This is a genomic window from Flavobacterium sp. FlaQc-47 (assembly GCF_044006475.1).
Lineage (GTDB): Bacteria > Bacteroidota > Bacteroidia > Flavobacteriales > Flavobacteriaceae > Flavobacterium.
In genome coordinates this window covers 225250-245337 of the sequence record NZ_JBIPCQ010000002.1, presented here as the reverse complement: position 1 = coordinate 245337, position 20088 = coordinate 225250, and the positions used below count along the sequence as shown (strand labels likewise).

General features: G+C 34.0%; 17 protein-coding genes. 8 read left to right on the top strand and 9 right to left on the bottom strand.

What is annotated here, in order from left to right; translation table 11 throughout:
* Positions 1-125: 125 nt before the first annotated feature.
* Complete coding sequence (locus ACHRVX_RS07040) at positions 126-1928, bottom strand: GNAT family N-acyltransferase (RefSeq protein WP_395330659.1); 1803 nt, start codon at positions 1926-1928, stop codon at positions 126-128.
* A 118-nt stretch (positions 1929-2046) separates the two neighbouring features.
* Here ACHRVX_RS07040 and ACHRVX_RS07035 point away from each other — a divergent pair, with 118 nt between their 5' ends.
* From ACHRVX_RS07035 to ACHRVX_RS07015, 5 genes are all read left to right on the top strand, one after another.
* A complete protein-coding gene (locus ACHRVX_RS07035) occupies positions 2047-2808 on the top strand; it encodes an exodeoxyribonuclease III (protein WP_395330657.1) in 762 nt (253 codons plus the stop codon).
* 121 nt (positions 2809-2929) lie between these two features.
* Positions 2930-3874: an OmpA family protein gene (locus ACHRVX_RS07030; protein WP_395330655.1), complete on the top strand. Its 945-nt coding sequence runs from the start codon at positions 2930-2932 to the stop codon at positions 3872-3874.
* Between the two features lie 112 nt (positions 3875-3986).
* A complete protein-coding gene (locus tag ACHRVX_RS07025) occupies positions 3987-4235 on the top strand; it encodes a hypothetical protein (RefSeq protein WP_395330652.1) in 249 nt (82 codons plus the stop codon).
* Entirely contained in the window at positions 4228-4527 is a 300-nt protein-coding gene (locus ACHRVX_RS07020) for a type II toxin-antitoxin system RelE/ParE family toxin (protein WP_395330650.1), read from the top strand. The genes ACHRVX_RS07025 and ACHRVX_RS07020 overlap by 8 nt, the downstream gene beginning before the upstream one ends.
* 945 nt (positions 4528-5472) lie before the next feature.
* The gene (locus ACHRVX_RS07015; protein WP_395330648.1) at positions 5473-6510 is read left to right on the top strand and encodes an aldo/keto reductase; all 1038 of its coding nucleotides are present in this window, start codon (positions 5473-5475) and stop codon (positions 6508-6510) included.
* Positions 6511-6631: 121 nt separating this feature from the next.
* Here ACHRVX_RS07015 and ACHRVX_RS07010 read toward each other — a convergent pair whose 3' ends face one another.
* The 3 genes from ACHRVX_RS07010 to ACHRVX_RS07000 form a co-directional block, all read right to left on the bottom strand.
* Entirely contained in the window at positions 6632-8278 is a 1647-nt protein-coding gene (locus tag ACHRVX_RS07010) for a DUF4139 domain-containing protein (protein WP_395330646.1), read from the bottom strand.
* Positions 8279-8335: 57 nt separating this feature from the next.
* Positions 8336-8971, bottom strand: a complete 636-nt coding sequence (locus ACHRVX_RS07005) for a murein L,D-transpeptidase catalytic domain-containing protein (RefSeq protein ID WP_395330644.1) — start codon at positions 8969-8971, stop codon at positions 8336-8338.
* A gap of 82 nt (positions 8972-9053) precedes the next feature.
* A complete protein-coding gene (locus tag ACHRVX_RS07000) occupies positions 9054-10136 on the bottom strand; it encodes a VWA domain-containing protein (RefSeq protein WP_395330642.1) in 1083 nt (360 codons plus the stop codon).
* Between the two features lie 202 nt (positions 10137-10338).
* Here ACHRVX_RS07000 and ACHRVX_RS06995 point away from each other — a divergent pair, with 202 nt between their 5' ends.
* On the top strand, positions 10339-12159 hold the full coding sequence (locus tag ACHRVX_RS06995) for a histidine kinase (protein WP_395330640.1): 1821 nt from the start codon (positions 10339-10341) through the stop codon (positions 12157-12159).
* On the top strand, positions 12156-12905 hold the full coding sequence (locus ACHRVX_RS06990; protein ID WP_395330638.1) for a LytR/AlgR family response regulator transcription factor: 750 nt from the start codon (positions 12156-12158) through the stop codon (positions 12903-12905). Before ACHRVX_RS06995 ends, ACHRVX_RS06990 begins: the two co-directional genes overlap by 4 nt.
* 116 nt (positions 12906-13021) lie before the next feature.
* Here ACHRVX_RS06990 and ACHRVX_RS06985 read toward each other — a convergent pair whose 3' ends face one another.
* The 5 genes from ACHRVX_RS06985 to panC all read right to left on the bottom strand — a co-directional run bounded on the left by ACHRVX_RS06985 (position 13022) and on the right by panC (position 19201).
* Positions 13022-14986 carry a transglycosylase domain-containing protein gene (locus ACHRVX_RS06985; protein WP_395330636.1) on the bottom strand — a complete coding sequence of 655 codons (1965 nt, stop codon included), beginning with the start codon at positions 14984-14986 and terminating at the stop codon, positions 13022-13024.
* A gap of 143 nt (positions 14987-15129) precedes the next feature.
* On the bottom strand, positions 15130-16491 hold the full coding sequence (gene radA, locus ACHRVX_RS06980) for a DNA repair protein RadA (protein WP_395330634.1): 1362 nt from the start codon (positions 16489-16491) through the stop codon (positions 15130-15132).
* The gene (locus ACHRVX_RS06975; protein WP_395330632.1) at positions 16491-17645 is read right to left on the bottom strand and encodes an alpha/beta hydrolase; all 1155 of its coding nucleotides are present in this window, start codon (positions 17643-17645) and stop codon (positions 16491-16493) included. Before ACHRVX_RS06975 ends, radA begins: the two co-directional genes overlap by 1 nt.
* Positions 17646-17957: 312 nt before the next feature.
* Positions 17958-18308, bottom strand: coding sequence for an aspartate 1-decarboxylase (panD, locus tag ACHRVX_RS06970; protein ID WP_026727479.1), 351 nt, complete (start codon positions 18306-18308; stop codon positions 17958-17960).
* Between the two features lie 14 nt (positions 18309-18322).
* On the bottom strand, positions 18323-19201 hold the full coding sequence (gene panC, locus ACHRVX_RS06965) for a pantoate--beta-alanine ligase (RefSeq protein ID WP_395330630.1): 879 nt from the start codon (positions 19199-19201) through the stop codon (positions 18323-18325).
* Positions 19202-19279: 78 nt separating this feature from the next.
* Between panC and ACHRVX_RS06960 the strand changes: the two genes are divergently transcribed.
* Positions 19280-20086: a glycogen/starch synthase gene (locus ACHRVX_RS06960; protein ID WP_213302755.1), complete on the top strand. Its 807-nt coding sequence runs from the start codon at positions 19280-19282 to the stop codon at positions 20084-20086.
* Positions 20087-20088 lie beyond the last annotated feature (2 nt).

The window sequence follows — 20088 nt, the reverse complement described above, 5'->3', positions numbered from 1 at the left end:
GAAAAAATAAAGATTTGGTAAATTGAATGGAAAGAAGTTCAATTAACTAGTTTGAAAAAAAAATTTAATTAAGAAATCCCATTTGCTTATGCGAATGGGATTTCTTTTTAATATCGGTTTTGAATTTAATCTTCTTTCTCGGCTAATTTGCGCTCTAATTCTATTTGAAACTCTTCTATAACAGGTTTCATAGTGCTTTCAGGAATATCTGCGATTCTAATATACATTAAACCATCTACGGCATTGTTGAACAAAGGATCGACGTTAAAAGCTACAACCCGTGCATTTTGCTTGATGTATTTTTTTATTAAAACAGGCAAACGTAAATTACCCGGTTCTAATTCGTCAATGATTTTATCAAATTTATTCAGGTCAGATTCAGCTTCATCAAAGATAAAATCTTTATCAGCATCTTTCAGTTTAACTTTATAAGCCTTTTTAGGGTGAATGTATTGCGCAATGTACGGATCATAATAATTAGACTTCATGAACTCAATCATCAGTGATTTCGAAAAGTCAGAGAATTGATTGCTGATGCTCACACCGCCTAATAAATACTTATGCTCCGGATAACGCAATGTGGTATGAATAATACCTTTCCATAATAAAAACAAAGGCATTGGTTTTTGCTGGTATTCCTTGATTATAAACGCACGACCCATTTCGATTGATTTATGCATCATATCGTGCAGCTCAGGTTCAAATCTAAATAAGTCGTTCAAATAAAAACCTTCAATTCCGTATTTTGGGTAAATCTCAGAACCCAATCCCATACGGTAAGCGCCGGCAATTTTTTTAGTTTCATCATCCCATAAAAACATATGGTGATAATACTGGTCGAATTTGTCTAAATCTATAGATTCATTTGTTCCTTCGCCCACTTCACGAAAAGTGATTTCGCGTAAACGCCCAATTTCGTGCAGAATATTCGGGATAGATTTTGCTGTTGCAAAAAATACCTCGTAGTTTTTACTTTGCAGTAAACGACAATCGCTGTTTCTTAATGCATTAACCTCGTCAATCATTTTTGGCTCGCTTGCGGGCGTTACAATTTTTTTAGGCGATTTTGGTATTTTTAAACTTGCCGTATCTAATAATTTGCTGTCCTTTTCAAAAGGATTTGCCAGCATATAAGTTTTCTTTCTCAGGAATTCCGAGTAATCTTCAAACGATTCAAATTCGTTTTGCTCATTGACAGAAATTGGTTTCCCAATACGAACTTTAATTACACGATCTTTTTGAGTTAACAGTTCAGATGGTAATTTTGCAGTTCTTAAAGTATCATCGATTTTAGAAAGCCAATAGAATAATCTGCTGTTTTTTGCATGAAAATAAATAGGTACAACAGGAACTTTAGCTTTTCTGATCAATTTCAAAGCACCTTCTTCCCAAGGTTTGTCCACAACCAGTTTTCCGTCTCTGTAAGTAGAAACTTCTCCGGCAGGGAAAATCCCTAATGGTTTACCATCGCTTAAATGACGTAAAGTTTCCTTGATTCCTACCACGCTTGATTTAGCATCCCTATGATTTTCAAAAGGATTCACGGGCATGATATATTTTTTAAGCGGAACAATTCGGTGTAATAAAAAGTTAGCGATAATCTTGAAATTGGGTTCTCTTTCAAGCATTAATTTCAAAAGCAAAATACCATCGATTCCTCCAAGCGGATGATTTGAAATAGTGATATAAGCGCCTTCTTTAGGTAAACGTTTTAGATCTTCTTCAGGAATTTCAAACTTAATTTGTAATTCATCTAATACTCCGTTTAAAAACGCAACATCTTCTAAATGTTTATTATGATCGTAAATTTTATTAAGGGTAGAGATCTTAAGGACCTTCATAAGAATCCAGCCTGAAAAAGTACCAAGAACTCCGTACTTATCAACATTTATTGCCTTTGCAACTTCTTTCGCGGTAACTAAACCCATGTACTATTTTTAATTTATTAGAGCAGCGAACAAAGATAACAAAAAACTCTACTTTTCGTTGATTCAAACACAAACTTTCCACTTTTTTATTACATTTGGAATCCTTAAAAAAACACTGATGAAAATTATTTCTTATAATGTAAACGGAATACGTGCCGCAATAACTAAAGGCTTTATCGAATGGCTGCAACAGGCTAATCCTGATGTTATTTGCCTTCAGGAAATAAAAGCGACCGAGGAACAAATTCCCGTTGACGCTATTACTGCCGCGGGTTATCCGTATCAATATTATTATTCTGCGACCAAAAAAGGCTACAGCGGAGTTGCGATTTTATCTAAAACAAAACCCAATAATGTAGTATATGGAACCGGAATTCAGCACATGGATTTTGAAGGACGTAACCTTCGTGCTGACTTTGACGACTGTTCTGTAATGAGTTTATATCTTCCTTCAGGAACAAATATTGAGAGATTAGACCATAAATTTATGTTCATGGACGACTTTCAAACCTACGTTAACGAGCTAAAACTAACAATTCCGAATTTGATTATTTGCGGCGACTACAATATTTGTCACGAAGCAATTGATATTCATGATCCGGTTCGTAACAAAACGGTTTCAGGATTTTTACCTTCAGAGCGTGCCTGGCTGGACGGATTTATGAAATCCGGCTTTATCGACAGTTTCCGTCATTTCAATAAAGATGCACATCATTATTCATGGTGGAGTTACCGCGCCGGAGCCAGAGGAAACAACAAAGGATGGCGTATCGATTACAATTTAGTGAGCGATTCATTGCAGCACAGATTAAAACGTGCCGTGATTCTTCCGGATGCCGTGCATTCAGATCATTGTCCAGTTTTAGTCGAAATCGAGTAATTTTGGTATTGTTCTTGTTGAAAGGATAGCGAGTTTAAATTTCAAAAATTAATATTGTAACTGATATTGAATTTTGACATTGTTGAATTATTAATGCGCCCCAAATAAAAACGAAAACAAAATGATTAAAAAGGCCTCCATCGGATTACTGGTTATAGCAATGTCTATGACCTCATGCGTATCCAAGAAAATTTACAATGATCTTGAAACTAAATATTCAGATCTTAAAAAAGAAAACCGTTCAATTGCTGATCAAAATACCGATTTACAAAAATCAAAAAATCAGCTGGAATTAGATCGCGATGCATTAACGAAAGATTTAAGCGCAACAAAATCTGATCTTGAAAAACAAAAAGCAGATTTAGCAGCTCAACAAAAAAAGTATAAAGTTTTACAGGATTCTTATAATGCATTAGAGAAAAATAGCAACGACGCATTAGAAAGCAACATGGCCAAAAACCGTGAATTGTTAGCGCAGCTGGAAGCAAAATCTAAAAAATTAGCCGACGAACAAGCACGTCTTGATAAAACTGCAAGCCGCTTAAACGAACTTGAAGCAATGATTGCCGCAAAAGAAGAGGCAATGCGCAAACTAAAAGAAACATTATCAAAAGCTTTAAACGGTTTTGAAGGTAAAGGATTAACGGTTGAGCAGAAAAACGGAAAAGTATATGTTTCTATGGAAAATAAACTGCTTTTTAATTCAGGAAGCTGGGCCGTAGGAACCGAAGGTAGAAAAGCCGTTGTGGAATTAGGAAAAGTATTAGGAGATAATCCGGATCTTTCGGTTCTTATTGAAGGACATACTGATGACGATCCGTATGCAGGATCAGGACCAATTGCAAACAACTGGGATTTATCGACAAAAAGAGCTACAGCAATTGTGAATATTTTAAGCGAAAACGCAAAAATCAACAAACAAAAATTAACAGCAGCAGGACGCAGCGAATTTTCTCCGCTTGCAAGTAATGCAACTCCGGAAGGAAAAGCAAAAAACCGTAGAATCGAAATCATCTTAACACCAAGATTAGATGAAATCGCTGAAATGTTGAATAGTATTAATTAAGATGCTAAGTCTCTAAGGGACTAATGTTCTAAGATATAAGGCTCAAAGTAAAAACTTTGAGCCTTTTTTGATTTTATATTTTTGTAACTTTGAAGCTATAAAAGCTACAATTATGGGACTTCCAGAATTAAAAGATAAAATACGTCATCAATTAGACCTTGCTGATGAAAGAGTATTACGAATTGTTTCTTCTGTATTTGATAACTATTTAAATGAAGTGGTTTCATATGATGCGCAAGGAAATCCTCTAACTTTATCTGAATATAATAATAAAGTTGAGGAAGGTTTGAATGATGTAAAATACAATCGAATAATTTCAAAAGAAGATTTATCTAAGGAAATGCAGGATTGGGATGAATAATAGTAAACCTGTAGTTTTTTGGACTCAGAATGCAAAAGAAGACTTAAAAGAAATTTTTCTTTCATTAAAGAAAGTTATTTCTAAAGAAAAAGCGATCAAAATTAGGGATGAATTGTTTAATTGTACGGATACTATTGTATTTGCGGAGCAATTTCAGGTAGATGAATATAGGTTTGATTGCCGACGAATTATAATTAGAAAGTATAAAGTATTATATCAGTTTAAAGAAAATTCAATTTTTGTAATCAGGGTTTTTAATTCGTTTCAAAATCCTATAAAAAGTTTGAAATAAAAATGGCTGAGAGTTTTTTAACTTTGAGCCATTTTTGTTTTTGGCAACCTGCAAAATTTTGAAAACGCCGTAATTGTTACATTATGAGATTAGCATATTCGTTTACAAAATTATTATTCCAAATTGAATAGGTGTAGTCCCTACGGGACATAATGTTTTGGATGGGAATAATTTTCTACCAACATTTAATCTCTACGAGATATATTGATTATACTTTTTAATACTAATCCGTTAGGATTTAAATGTTGGTAGAAAAGGAATATACCCAGTAAAAAAATGTCCCTTAGGGACTATATCTTGATCAAGATTAAAAGTGAACAAATCCTATAAAAAGTTTGAAATAGAAATGGCTCATAGTTTTTTAACTTTGAGCCATTTTTATTTTTGGTAACCTGCAAAATTTTGAGACGTCATAATTGTTACATTATGAGATTAGCATAATCGGTTACAAAATTATTATTCCAAAATTGAATAGGTATAGTCCCTACGGGACATAATGTTTTGGATGGAAATAATTTTCTACCAACATTTAATCTCTACGAAATATATTGATTATACTTTTAATAATCCGTTAGGATTTAAATATTGATAGAAAAAGGGATATTCACAATAAAAAAGTCCCGTATGGATTAATAATTTGAATTTAATTTCAGTCCCAGCGGGACGTTATATTTATAGAAAACGCTAAATTTTTTCAAAGAACCCAATCGGGGTGAGATATTATAATTTAAAGATATACCGGTCCGCCAGAGCATCTGATACTATAATTCAATTAATTTAGATTTGGAATTTGGATTTTTAAAAGTTTGAAATTTATATTATTATCCTTTTTTTAACTTTTGTCACATTTTCATTTGAAAAATCCCGTCGTATATTTGAGTTTTATAATTGAAAGCTGAGAACTTAAAATCTTAGTCACTCAGCAACTTAGCAACTCAAAGACAAATGAAATATACTACTTTACCCAATACCGACATAAAGGTTAGTAAAATCAACCTCGGAACAATGACTTTCGGACAGCAGAATACTGAAGCTGAAGGACATCAACAAATGGATTATGCGCTTGAACGAGGTATTAATTTTTTTGATACTGCCGAGATGTATTCAGTTCCGGCAAGCGAAGCAACGTACGGAAGTACAGAAAAAATCATAGGAACCTGGTTTAAGAAAACCGGAAATCGTGAAAAAGTAGTTTTGGCTTCTAAAATTGCAGGTCCAAATCCAAATTTTGGCTATATGCGTGAGAAAGTAGATTTTTCTCCGGAAAGTATTACATATGCTGTAGAAAATAGCTTAAAACGTCTTCAGACAGATTATATCGATTTATACCAGATGCATTGGCCGGCACGTGACACTAATTATTTCGGACAACGTGGTTTTGGAGGTCATGACGATGCCTGGGAAGATAATTTTAGAGAAATCCTTGAAACTTTTGATGGCTTAATCAAGCAGGGAAAAATAAAACACATTGGAGTTTCTAATGAAAATGCCTGGGGAATGATGCGTCTTCTCGAAGAAAGTAAGTATCAGAATCTTCCAAGGATAAAAACAGTTCAAAATCCGTATAATTTATTAAATCGACTTTTTGAAGTAGGTTCTGCCGAAGTTTCAAAGTACGAAAATGTTGGTTTATTAGCGTATTCTCCATTAGCATTTGGCGTTTTAACCGGTAAATTTTTAACCGGCGAATCACATCCAAATGCAAGAATCAATCTTTTTCCTCAATATACACGTTACAATAGCGAGCAATGCACGCAAGCCACAAAGCTGTATCAGGAAATTGCGCAAAAACACGGTTTGACACTGACAGAACTTGCAATGGGATTTGTATTGCAACAGCCTTTTTTAACAAGTGCCATTATTGGCGCAACGACAATGGAACAATTAAAAGAAAACATTGATACAATTGATGTGTTTTTATCAAAAGAAGTTCTGACCGAAATTGCCGCTGTTCAGGCAATAATTCCTGATCCGGCACCGTAATTAATTTGATTAAGTGATTCGACAAACCAAACAGGTTTTTAAACCCTTTTAGGTTTCTTCAACATAGTTTCATCAGAAATAAAAATCCCGGTACAAAACTTATTGTATCGGGATTTCTGGTTTATAAATTCAAAATTTGATCTTTAGGATATCTCACTTTATAACTAATTCGGAATTTCTTGACTTCATTAGGTTTCATCTGCAATTGCCAGGTTAAAATTCCTGTTTCAGTATTCACTTTTGCACTGTCGCTTTGCAATAACTCCACCTCAATTTCCTTATTGGTAGTCAAAGGATATTGATCCTTCAGTAAAAGTTCAATGTTTTCTTTCTTGTTATTTCTTACTGTGATATCATAAGTAAAAGTCTGTTCTTTTTTCGAAGATAAAAACTTAGTTCCTGATTTGTCCGCTACTTTTTCACGTTTAATAGATACTTTTTTGTCGCGTCCCATACTTAAATTCAAAGTATCGCTCGTTTGATTTGGTTCTATAAAAGTTTTCCCTACGTACATGCCTTCAAAAATTATATTCGCTTCACCTCTTAATAAATTGTATTTACTGTAATCTGCTATTTCGGCTAAAAGGAAAGCTTCATTTTCCACTCTTGGCGCAGCATAATATTTATAAGATGCGGGCAGTTTTATTTCTTTTAAAGAAACACTGTGAACCTTTCCATTAGATAAAATATCATAAGGAATATCAATATCAAACGAAACATTCAATTGATTTTCTTCGACAGTAGTGAAATCTGAAACAGATGATTTTTTCATTATAGGCGCCGCCGTTATCACTACTTCCTGTAATTCTTTTTCCTCTACAGCAACTCCCGCAGCAACTCGTCCTTGTATCTGATTCATTTTGCTTCTTTGCGTTCCATAGGCATTTTGAGCGTAACTATTGTCTCGTAAAAACCATGAACTTAGCATTGGAGCCTGATTGTTTTGATTTGGCATTCCGCTTGATAAAGTAAGTTTTACTTTTTTCCAGTCGATTCCGGTATTCTGAACAACTTGTGCTTTGTACATCATATTAATTGGTGCCGTAACACTTTCAGCACGTAAATCATAGAAAGGAGTCCAGGAAGCATTATTTGTTAAGTATGAAATGTCTAAAGGAACGATTCCGGCAACTTCATTCATCACCTGAACAATCAATTTGCCTGATGAGGTTTTCTCCTCTTTATTGGCATTGATCTCCAGTTTACTTTGTAGTTTATAAAGGATCTCGTTTAGTTTTTGCTGCTTTTCTGAAAGGGTATTAATATTGTTGGCAATCTCGATTTGCTTGGTTTTATAATACTCCACCATTTTCATTAATTCCGTAACATTCAAACCTGAATTTACGCCATAGATTTGCTGGTTTTTGTCTAAAAGCTGAATCGTTTTATTTTCAGAATTAATGGTATTATTTACTTTCTGTATTTCTTTTTGAACAATTATAATACTATCTCGCACACGTTTTAATTCCGGAGATTTTGTATCTGTATCATATTCTGAAATATAGTTATTGGTAAACTGAACCGAAAGCACCGTAACTGTCGAAGGAGATCCTATTTGTATGGAACTTTCATTTAAATCAACAGCTACATTTTTTATGACAATTTCACTTGTTCCTGCGGGTAAACTGGCACTTGCTGATTGTGAAATTTCGGCTGCATTAAAATATACCGTGGCGTTTTTAACTTTTGCAGTAGTGAAAATTGGTTTTTGCGCAAATGCAATTGCGCAAACCAATAATAAAACAGATGTTGTTATTTTTTTAATCATGTGATTTGTATTTAGATTTTCTTTTTTTTGGAAGGTTTTGATTACGAATATCTGCAATTAAATCGAATTCTGATAGTAAATAACCAGAATGATTTTCTTCTTTGAATTATCGATTATCTTTTCAATTGCATTAAAAAACGTTGAATTTACCATTGGGCAGCCGTAACTGTTGCAAATAGGATTTTCCTGTTCTTCAAACGGAACCTTAGAATATTGATGTAAAACAACATTGCGATCAAAGGCATTGCTGTTCGTTTTATCTAAACCGTACAGCTTATAAGCTTTACCAAACGATCCCTGATAGGAAGTTCCTATTGCATATTTCCCTAGTAAGGTACAATGAGAATCTTTGAGATTGCTGAATTTTAGTTGCCCCGGAATACCGGTTTCAGATCCCGTTCCGTGCCCTACTAAACCTTTATTCAGTATTTTATTTTGCTTTAAATCATAAATAAAAAACCGGTTTTTCCCAGACTCCATCTTCATATCTAAAAGAAAGACAATATTTGAATTGTATTTAGGAGATTTCCCCAAAAAACTCCTGATTTCAAGTGTCTCACTTTTTAGTTTCTCTTCATAGGAATAAACCGGTTTTGAATTTTTAATCATTCCTGGCTTCTCTTCTTTATTACTGCAGGCAAAACTCACGCCAAAAATTCCCATTGAAAGTAAAAAGACAATTTTCTTTTTCATCTTTATGATAATTTATTTCTCAACCGTGTAACCTTTTACTTTTGCAAAACCAACTATTGATGTGTTTATGGCATTGCCTAAATCATCCTGTTTTTTTAGATTCTGTATCAATAAACACCTGACGTTTTTTGCCTAATTCGCCAATTTCTTTCTGGATCGTTTCTCTTTCTTTTGTTTTCTGAGCGACAATTGTGTGTATTTCAGCTTCAGATTTGTTTTGAAGTTCTGCCGGTAATTCTTCTTTTTTGATTTTCGAAATAGCAGTTTTATCATCTTTTACCTTATCGACTAAATCCCAGCTTTCGTTTTTATAAACGGCTTTAGATTTACTCACCGCACGTTCCGCATAATTAGAAGCAGAAACTTTCTGGGCATTTTTATCCTGCGTTTCCTGATTCATCTTTTTTATCGAACCTTTAGCGCCATAACTAATATAGGTTTTGTTGATTTTTTCGTTGCACTTTGTAATTTCAGCGTCATAAGGCGTCGCAATATATTTTACGGCTTCGTTTGAATCGATATTAAAATATTTCCCTTTTCCATAATCGGCTCCATTTTTCCATAATTCGTTTATGCCTTGCGTTTTATCTCCGCAATAAATAGTATTCACATAAATGCCATTTTTAAGAGCGTTGCTAATCGCTTCTTTATAATTAATTTCCCCCTGATTAAATTCTTCGTTTCCTGCAATATAAATCAGCTTCATATTGTTATTGTCTTTTGCCCATTTTAACTGGTTTGTAGCATCCTGAATTACGGCACCGCAATATTCGTTTCCGCCATTTGTACTTAACGAAAATAGTTTCTCTGAAATCAAATCCAAATCGGTTGAAAGAGGCGCGATTTGTCGGATATAATTTGATTTTTCAGATAAACCGTCATTTCCATATTCGTACAAAGCGATTTCGATATCCGGTGTTTTGCCGTCGTATTTTAAAGTAGTCAATGTATTTACAATGTTCCAGAGTCTTGATTTAGCCTGATCGATTAAACCGTCCATACTTCCGGATGTATCCAGTAAAAGTGCCACTTGTATTTTTGTGTTTTCTGCTGCAACTGGGTTTTCTATTTTAGTATTTTTCTTATAATTTGCATTCGAAGAATAACAGTTTAATAAAGAGATTGTAGTGGCTAAAACTGCTGTGATAAATAGATTTGATTTCATGATTTCTGGTTTTTAATTGTTGATTACAGACCAAACTTAAAAACTAAAAACCCTCCTTTTTTGCAGAAAGGGTGAAACGCAACTTTCACTTGGTGAAACAAGTTGTAAACGGAACATAAAATACTTTACTTTACATTGTTGTTTTTTTGAAGGTTCGCAAGTGCTGAAATCTGAATTGCCAGGGTTTAAAGAAATTAAAAATATGAGACGTTTATTATCAGGATTTATATTTTCTATAATGCTGTTGCTGTTATTTCCATTGGGAGTTGCGGCACAGGATTCTATTGCGAAAAAGAAAGCAATGCCGGCTACAAAAATGAGTAAAGTAGTGACTAATTTAGAGAAATCTTTAGATAAAAATGATGAAGGGAAAATTGCCGAAAACTACGAACAATTAGCCAATGAATTTCTGAATAAAGGCGATAATGCAAAAGCCGAGGAATATTTTAAAAAAGCGCTTACCAGTTACACAAAACTCAAACGCGTAAATGATAAAACCAGAGTAACCAGAAGTCTTGCAAAAGTGCAGGAAAATCAGAAAAACTTCGGATCAGCAATAAAAAATTATGAAGTCGCAGGTTCATTGGCAAAAGATGCATCTGAAGAAAAAATCAATTTAAATGATGCAAACCGTTTAAAAAATCAGGCAGAACCTGTAATGCAGGCAACTTATGTAAACTCCAATATTGAATTGCTTAAAAAGGAAAAGAAAAGCGGTGAAGTTGCAGAAGCTTATGTTCAAAAAGCGGAGAATTCATTACAGCAAAAAGACAAAAGTGTTGCCATTGAAAGTTATAAAAACGCGCTCGTTTACGCAAAAGACAAACCCGAAGCGGTTATTAAAATTAAAAATGAAATTGCAAATGTTTACGCATCAGACAATCAGTTTGAAAAAGCAATTGGAATCAATGAAAAGTTATTGGCAGAAGCTGTAACCAGGAAAGATTTTAATACACAAATCAAACAATTGCAATCTATAGCGTCTCTTTATTTTAAAAAGGAAGAACCAAAAAAAGCATTGGTTTCACTGAAAGAAGCGTATGATCTTGCGTCTAAAAAAGGAAATTCGGCGGAAGCCAAAAATACATTATCGGCTCTGGTGAAATATTACAAATCTGAAGGGAACGAAAAAGAAAGTATGGCACTTTATGAACAATTCCTTCAAAATTTTGATGAACTGATTCAATCCGATACGACTTTAATCAGCGCAAAAACTTTTCAGGTTACAGAAGGGAAAATTCGTCAGCTTGAAAAAGAAAAAACATTAAAAGATGAATTGATTACCAAGAAAAATACGTTTAATTATTTTCTTTTAGGATCCATTTTATTGCTTTTACTTTTATTCGGATTTATTGTAAAAGCCTTGTATTCCATAAAAACCAAGAATAAAGAAATCGCATTGCAATCGCTGCGACGCGAAATGAATCCGCATTTTATATTCAATAGTTTAAATAGCGTGAACCAGTTTATATCTGAAAATAAAGAACTGGAAGCCAATAAATACCTGACTTCCTATTCTAACCTGATGCGGGATATGATGGAAAATTCCAATAAAGATTTTATTTCATTAGATAAAGAAGTCGAGCAATTAAAGAAATACCTGGATCTGGAACATTTGCGTTTTCAGGATAAATTTGATTTTGAAATTACGGTTGATGAAACGCTTGATGCCGAAAGTGTTTTTGTCCCAAATATGATTATTCAGCCCCATTTAGAGAATTCGATTTGGCACGGTTTGCGTTATCTCGATAAAAAAGGATTGCTGCAGCTTAAATTTCAGCTTGTTGATGCAAAAGTTATCGTTGTTATTGAAGACAACGGAATTGGTTTAACCAAAAGTCAGGAACTTAAAACCAGCAATCAGAAAGTGCATGAATCCCGCGGTCTCAATAATACAAAAGAACGAATTGGTTTACTGAATGAATTGTATAAAAAGAACATTTCATTTGTTATTAAAGAGAAAGAATTGCCGGAATCCGGAACAATTGTCGAAATTGTTTTTCCATTAATTGATACTATATGATGACCATCCAGAAGATAAAAAGTGTAATTGTCGAAGATGAATTGGCAGCGCGTGAAGTACTCAAAAACTATTTGAGTAAATATTGTCCGCAAGTTGAGGTTATTGGCGAAGCACAGAATATAAAAGAAGCCGTTCCCATGTTGCATGAATTGAAACCGCAATTGGTTTTTCTGGATGTTGAAATGCCTTTTGGGAATGCTTTTGATGTCCTTGAAGCGTGTAAAGATTTGCAGTTCGAAACCATATTTGTAACTGCTTTTTCTGAATATTCGCTAAAAGCCCTGAACCAAAGTGCCGCCTATTATTTGCTGAAACCTATTAGTATTGAAGAATTGATTGTTGCCGTAAACAAAGTGCAGCATCAAATCATGAATCATGAAATCTTTAACAGAAATAAAATCATAGTTGAGAATTTTCATGAAGCAAAACCGGAAAAGCAACAGGTTATTTTACCAACATTAGAAGGTTTTGAAGTCGTAAAAATGGAAGAAATCGTTCGCTTGCGCGGCAACGGAAATTTCACCGATTTGTATCTCAATAACGGAAGCAAGAAAATGGTCTGCCGATTTTTAAAACACTTTTCAGAGATTTTACCTTTGCCTTTTATCCGCGTTCACAAATCCCATATCATCAATATGAATTGCGTAAAATCATACAATAAAGGCGGAATCGTAACTTTAAACGACGGAGCCGAAATTGAAGTTTCGCCTACTTATAAAGAGGAGTTTTTAAGGAATTTTAAGTAGTTTTCTAACCGCAAGGTTCGCAAGGTTTTACGCAATGCGCGCTAAGATTTCTTTAAGTTGTGAAATGAAAACCTTTGCGTCCCGATAGCTATCGGGATTGCGCGGTTAAACAAATATTACAAATCAAATTCATCACTAATTACCAAAGAATCAGCAGGAACAGCCGTTGAATCCGGAGCTTTAATGCGTATTAATGAACGTGCATTACCGGAAATATAAACGGGTAGTTGGCCTATTGTATCTTCAGGAACCAAAAGACCGCGACGAAACATTAAATTCTTTAGAAATTTCTGATTTTGCACTGCATAGTCCCTTAGATTTCCCTGATCGTTAAACTGATACATGAATTTTCTAGGTTTAGGAATAATAGTGGCCAGATACAAACATTCGTCTACATTTAATGCCGACGGGCTTTTTTGAAAATAGAAATGACTTGCTTCGCCAATTCCATACACATTTGGTCCCCATTCTATAATGTTGAAATAAACTTCCAGCATTCGTTCTTTGCTTACTACACGATTATTTTCTAAGATATAAACTAAAAGAATTTCTTCAAGCTTGCGCGAAAGTGTTTTTTCACGCGTCAGAAAAACATTTTTAATCAATTGCATACTTATGGTACTTGCACCACGAGAGAATTTTTTCGTTCTGATGTTTTTAAGAATCGATTGTTTGAAAGCTTCATTAATAAAGCCGCGATGGGAGAAAAAGGAAGGATCTTCGGTCGTTAATACAGATTTTCGCAAATAAGGTGAAATCTGGTCTAAAGGTGTGTAATTTGGATTTGCATTTCCAACTAAAACCGGTCGTTGCAAAACATTCTGAATTATGGCACGATAAACAAATTGTCCATTTAATTTATTAAGATCGGCTTCGCCATATTTTATAATTTTTAAATCTTCCTTATTCAGTTTACTGTCAAAAACCAGAGTATTTGGTCTGTTTTTATTGAATTTAAAATCCAGTTTATAATCAAAATTTCCAGTTGCTTCCATTCCCTGAAAGTGCGTAAACAATCCGTCAGGAAGCGAAACAATAAAGTCCTGCGCTTTCATTTTCGGAATATCAACTTTCAAAGTATAAACAGTATCTTTTTCTGTGTTATATGAAATATAAGGTTTCACTTTTATCTTATTCAATTGCATCGTTGAGGTGCTGTCAACCGAAATAAAATCATCTCCCAATAAAAAACGATAATCAAAACGGGCATTTTTAATTACAACATCCTTGCTGGCAATTTTAGGATGATTGATTTTTAAATTAGCGATCGAAGTATAACCGTCAATATGCAATTCGCTTCCGTCTTTTTCAATGTTGGCAACGTTTAAACGAATAGAATCAAAACTTGCTTTTAAGTGATAACGTTCATCTAAATAAGGAACACGAATTGCTCCGGTATCTAAATTAAAGAAACGGATATCGGCTTTTTTATTTCTTGGATCTGCAAAACCTTTTATGTTCCAGCGCTGATCAAAATTTTTACTTTGTACATGAAGACTGGTTTCAAGTTGTTTGTTGTCTAAAACCAGTTTATTTACTGCAACAGACGTTTTTTTGCCATTATCATCAATTCTGAAATTTAGGTTTTCCAGTTTCATATCTGTTGGAACCAGATTCAGTAATTTTGAGATAATTCTATAGGCAAAAGCCGCATATTTACGTTTTTCATTTTTATCAGATTCAGTTTTGTCCTTTTTTAAGAAAGCATCAAAATTGCGGACATTTCCTTTTTTGACTAATTGAATATAGCCATTGTTTACTTTTAGAGTTCCTATTTGAACATCGCCAATTAACAAACTGGATAAACTAACACTGGTTTCTATTTTTTGAATGTGGCAAAGTGTATCTGCATTTTTTGGAACCAGAATAACATCGGTCAATTTAATGCCGGACAAGCCATCAAACGTAGCCGATTTTACAGAAAATGTGCTGTTGTATTCCGTATTCATTTTGTTGGTCACTTTTGCAATTGCTTGTTTTAAAAGTGAATCGCGAAAAAAGTAAAAACCTAAAAAAAGCACTACCAATACTATTACAAGTATTAGAAGTGCTTTGTATATTTTTTGTTTTGGAAATTTCATAAAGTTGATTTCAAAAAATTTAAGGAATGTTTTGCCGCGAATTACACTAATTTCATTAATTCTATACTACGTATAAATAATTCATATTAATCAGAATAAAAAAATTCGTGCTAATTCGTGAAATTGGTGGTAAAAGAAAAATATTAACCAAAAAGAATTCCGGCTACATCTTCAATTTTGGCCACAAGTTCAATTTTGATTCCTGTATTCTTTAATGCAATTTTGTTGTACTTGGATACAAAGATAGTGGTGAAACCTAATTTTTCGGCTTCCTGAATACGCTGATCCACACGATTTACAGGTCGGATTTCTCCCGAAAGCCCCACTTCGCCGGCAAAACAACATCCTTTTGTTACCGGAATATCCTCGTTTGAAGATAAAATTGCGGCAACAACAGCCAAATCAATTGCAGGATCATCAACAGAAATTCCTCCGGTTACGTTCAGGAAAACGTCTTTTGCGCCTAAACGAAATCCGGCTCTTTTTTCTAGAACCGCTAAAATCATGTTTAGCCTTTTGGCGTTGTAGCCAGTTGTACTGCGTTGTGGCGTTCCGTAAACTGCGGTACTTACAAGCGATTGTATTTCGATCATTAACGGACGCATTCCTTCAAGTGTTGAGGCAATTGCAGTTCCTGATAATTCTTCGTCTTTGTGTGATATTAATATTTCTGACGGATTGCTGACTTCTCTTAATCCACTTCCTAACATTTCGTAAATACCCAATTCTGCAGTAGAACCAAAACGGTTTTTCAGCGAACGTAAAATTCGGTAAACGTGATTTCGATCGCCTTCAAATTGTAAAACCGTATCGACCATATGTTCCAGAATCTTTGGTCCGGCGATGTTTCCGTCTTTTGTAATATGTCCAATTAAAATAACCGGAATATTGGTTTCTTTGGCAAACTTGATCAACTCCGCCGTTGTTTCCCTGATTTGGGAAATGCTTCCGGCAGTTGATTCAATATAATCCGTATGTAAAGTCTGAATCGAGTCTATAATGACAATTTCAGGCTGAATCGCTTCAATTTGCTTGAATATATTTTGCGTTTTAGTTTCGGTCAAAATATAACAATTGTCGCTGCTTGGCGTGATTCTTTCGGCACGCATTTTTATTTGCTTCTGACTTTCTTCGCCGGAAACATATAAAGTTTTATAGGGTAATTTTAATGATATCTGCAGTAAAAGTGTACTTTTTCCAATTCCGGGTTCACCACCCAGAAGTATCAGGGAACCAGGAACAATTCCACCGCCTAAAACACGATTCAATTCACCATCGGTAGTATCCATCCGGATTTCCTGAGTCGAGTCAATTTCATTAATTTTTAAAGGGCGAGGTGCTTTGCCGCTTGAAGTCGGTTCGCTTTTCCATGCCACCTTTTCCTGCTTCTGAATAATTTCTTCCGCAATAGTATTCCATTCTTTGCATGCATTGCATTGTCCTTGCCATTTGGCATATTGGGTGCCGCAGTTCTGACAAAAAAAGGAAGTTTTAACTTTAGACATTATTTAGTGGTTTTTTCAAGTGTTTTCATCTGGTCGATTTTCTCGTACATTAAATCTTTGTTCAAATCGCCAATAGGTTCCATTTGTGAAGCATTCTGATATTTTTTAGACGCTCTTTTAGGATCTCCCATTTTTTCGTACATCAATCCTAATTCATATTCGCCTAACATTGCTTTTGGGTAATTGACATTTCCAATTTCCGCCATTTTTCCTAATTCGTCATACGCGTTCTTTTTCAAAATAAGCGTTTCAATAATTTTGAAATCACTCATTCTCACCGGAATCTGAACTCCCATAACTTTAGACATGATGTCGTATTTATTTTGCAGATAATCTGCATAACCAGTTTCAAGAACAGCAATTTTACTATTGTATTCAGCAGAATTTATAGGTCTGTAAACTTCAAATATATGGTATAAAGCACTTGGAATAGCGTGTAAAACCTCCGTATAATGTGTTGTACCTTTAAATACATCATATTTATAATTCACTAACGGATTATTGGCAATTTTAATATTGCTGTCTAATTTTTCAATAGGCTCTTTGATTTTTTTATTGTCTCCGTCTGCTACAGATAAATAGTAAAATAAAGGTTCCGTTACTTTTGCAAATTTTTCAGGAATCCTAACTTCCATTTTATTAGCTAGTTCCGGGCTAAAGGCAATGTAAGCGTTAAAAAGTGGCTGTTCCTTGTATAAATAAAAGTTCAGAAAACTTGCAGTTAAATCATGTCCTGCAATAATTCTAAATGGTGTTGTACGGTATTTTTTTTCGATATACGGAATTAGTTCAGCACCGATAAATTCAAAAAAGTTCGCTCCTTTTTCAAAAGGAAGTCCTGTATTTTGATCAATTGTGGTGTCGTCTTCACGTTCGTCATTTTTATTTTGATGAACTCCAATGATAATCATTTCAGGTAAATCTCCCCAATATGAACCGTAACTTACTGCTCCTGAAAAAGGATCAAATAAATAATCGCCATCTAATAAATATAAAACCGGGTATTTTTTTTCAGGATTTGCTTCGTAAGAATCGGGAAGTCTAATGGTTATTCTTCGTTCTTCTCCAAGTTTTACAGATTGAATGTTGTCGAATTTTTTCTGTCCAAGTACAGAAACTGAGATTAAGATAAACAGCAGGTAAACTTTTTTCATGATTTGGGGCATTTCAGTGAATTAAAAAGTATTGAAATAGTGTAGCAATATAATACTTTATTTGCTTTTTTGTTTATGTAGGAATTTAAAAAAAGCAATGAAGTTTAGCACGAATACTAAAATCTCAATGTCATTATGTTAAGTTTCCCCCCGATAATTATGGCTAAAAAAAAATCGCGAAAAGTCACAAAGCCGCCAAGTTTACATACATTTTCTTTGCAACTTTGCGCGATATTTATTCGGCAAAAGCAATCCTGTTTGTTCAAATATAATTTTGACAAACGGTAGTAAGATAAAGTGTAAAAGAAAAACTTAGGTTAATGAATTATCATTTTCATTAGGGAAAATAATCCACGGCTTGAAGGTTTTAGCTTCTTCAAACTCCAGAGTTGCATAAGATATGATGATAATAATATCATCCTTCTGGACTTTTCTGGCTGCAGGACCATTCAGCGTGATTTCACCTGAATTTTTTTCTCCTTTAATGGCGTAAGTTTCAAAACGTTCGCCATTATTAATGTTTACAATAGATACTTTTTCACCTTCAATAATATTTGAGGCTTCCAGTAAAGTTTCATCAATAGTAATACTGCCAATATAATTTAAATCAGCGCCGGTTACTTTAACACGATGAATTTTAGATTTTATAACTTGAATTTGCATGTTGCAAAGGTAAATTAATTTAATGAAATGGTGTCAATCAACCTTATAGAATTAACAAATACTGCGATAAATGCACGGTAGTTTTTGTCTTTACTTTTATGATCAATAGGTAATAATGTAGATTCATCAGCAATAACGAAATATTCAAGGTCAAATCTCTCGTTGTCTTTGAAGGAATTTTCCACGAATTTAATCGTTTCTTCAGGAGTATTGGTTTTAAATATCTCTTTTGCTTCGGTTAATACCTTATATATTATAGATGCTTCTTTTCTTTCTTCAGGAGTTAAACGCTCGTTTCTCGAACTCATTGCAAGCTGATTATCTTCTCTAAAAATGGGGCAGCCTACAACATTAACTGGTAAATGGGTTTTTTCGACCATTTTTTTAACAATCTGCAATTGCTGGAAATCTTTTTCTCCAAAATAAGCATTTGTAGGAGTTACAATTTCAAATAGCCTTTTTACGATTGTGCCAACGCCATTAAAGTGTCCGGGTCTGAATTTTCCTTCCATTTGGTTTTCCAGTCCATCAAAATCAAATGGCTGTGAAACTGTGTGTCCTTCGTAAATATCATCTACGGTTGGCGCATATAAAATGATTTTGTCGCTTAAATTGCGCATTTTTTTTACGTCTTCGTCAAGAGTTCTTGGATATTTTTCCAGATCTTCGGGATTGTTAAATTGTGTGGGATTGACAAAAATACTGACCACCGTATCGTCGTTTTCCTTGATTGATCTTTGCATTAACGCCAGATGACCTTGGTGTAAAGCGCCCATTGTTGGTACAAATCCTATGGTTGAATTTGCCGTTTTGATAGTTTTCAAATAGGCTATCAAAGCTACTTTACTGTAGAAAATATGCATGGCAGTATTATTAAAATTTAGTGCAAACATAATATATTAGTTATAAACTGCATAAATTTTTGTAATTTTGCAACGTTTTTATTACCAAAAATTAAGTAAAATACTATTATGAAAGATAAGAGGATATTATATGTATCATCTGAAGTCGTGCCTTATTTGGCTGAAAATGAGGTTTCTTTAATGTCTTATGACGTTCCAAAAATGATCAATGATCAAGGAGGTCAGATAAGAATTTTCATGCCAAGATATGGAAATATCAACGAAAGAAGACACCAATTACATGAAGTTATTAGACTTTCAGGAATGAATTTGGTAGTGAATGACTTAGATATGCCGTTGATTATCAAGGTAGCTTCTATTCCTAAAGAAAGAATTCAGGTTTATTTTATTGATAACGATGAATATTTTAAACGTAAAGCAACTTTTGCTGACGAAGAAGGTGTTCTTTATCCGGATAACGACGAAAGAGCGATATTTTTTGCTAAAGGAGTTGTCGAGACGGTAAAAAAACTAAACTGGGTTCCGGATATCATTCACGTTCATGGCTGGCTGGCTGCAATGCTGCCAATTTACATGAAGCATTACTATAAAAATGAAGCTTTATTTTCTGAAACAAAAATTGTGACCTCTGTTTATGGGCAATCTTTTGATGAAAATTTAGATTTAGAAATGATAAATAAGGTGAAATTTGACGGAGTTCCGCATGAAGCAATCTCTGATTTAGAAACACCAAATTACGAAAATGTCTTAAAAGCTAGCATATTACACTCTGATGCTGTAATTATTGCATCTGAAAACGTATCTCCAAGTTTAACAAAATTTATAGAATCTTCAGGAAAACCTTTTTTACCTTTCGCCGGGAAAGATGGATTCGCAGAAGCGTATACCAATTTCTATAAAACGATGGGGCTTTAAAT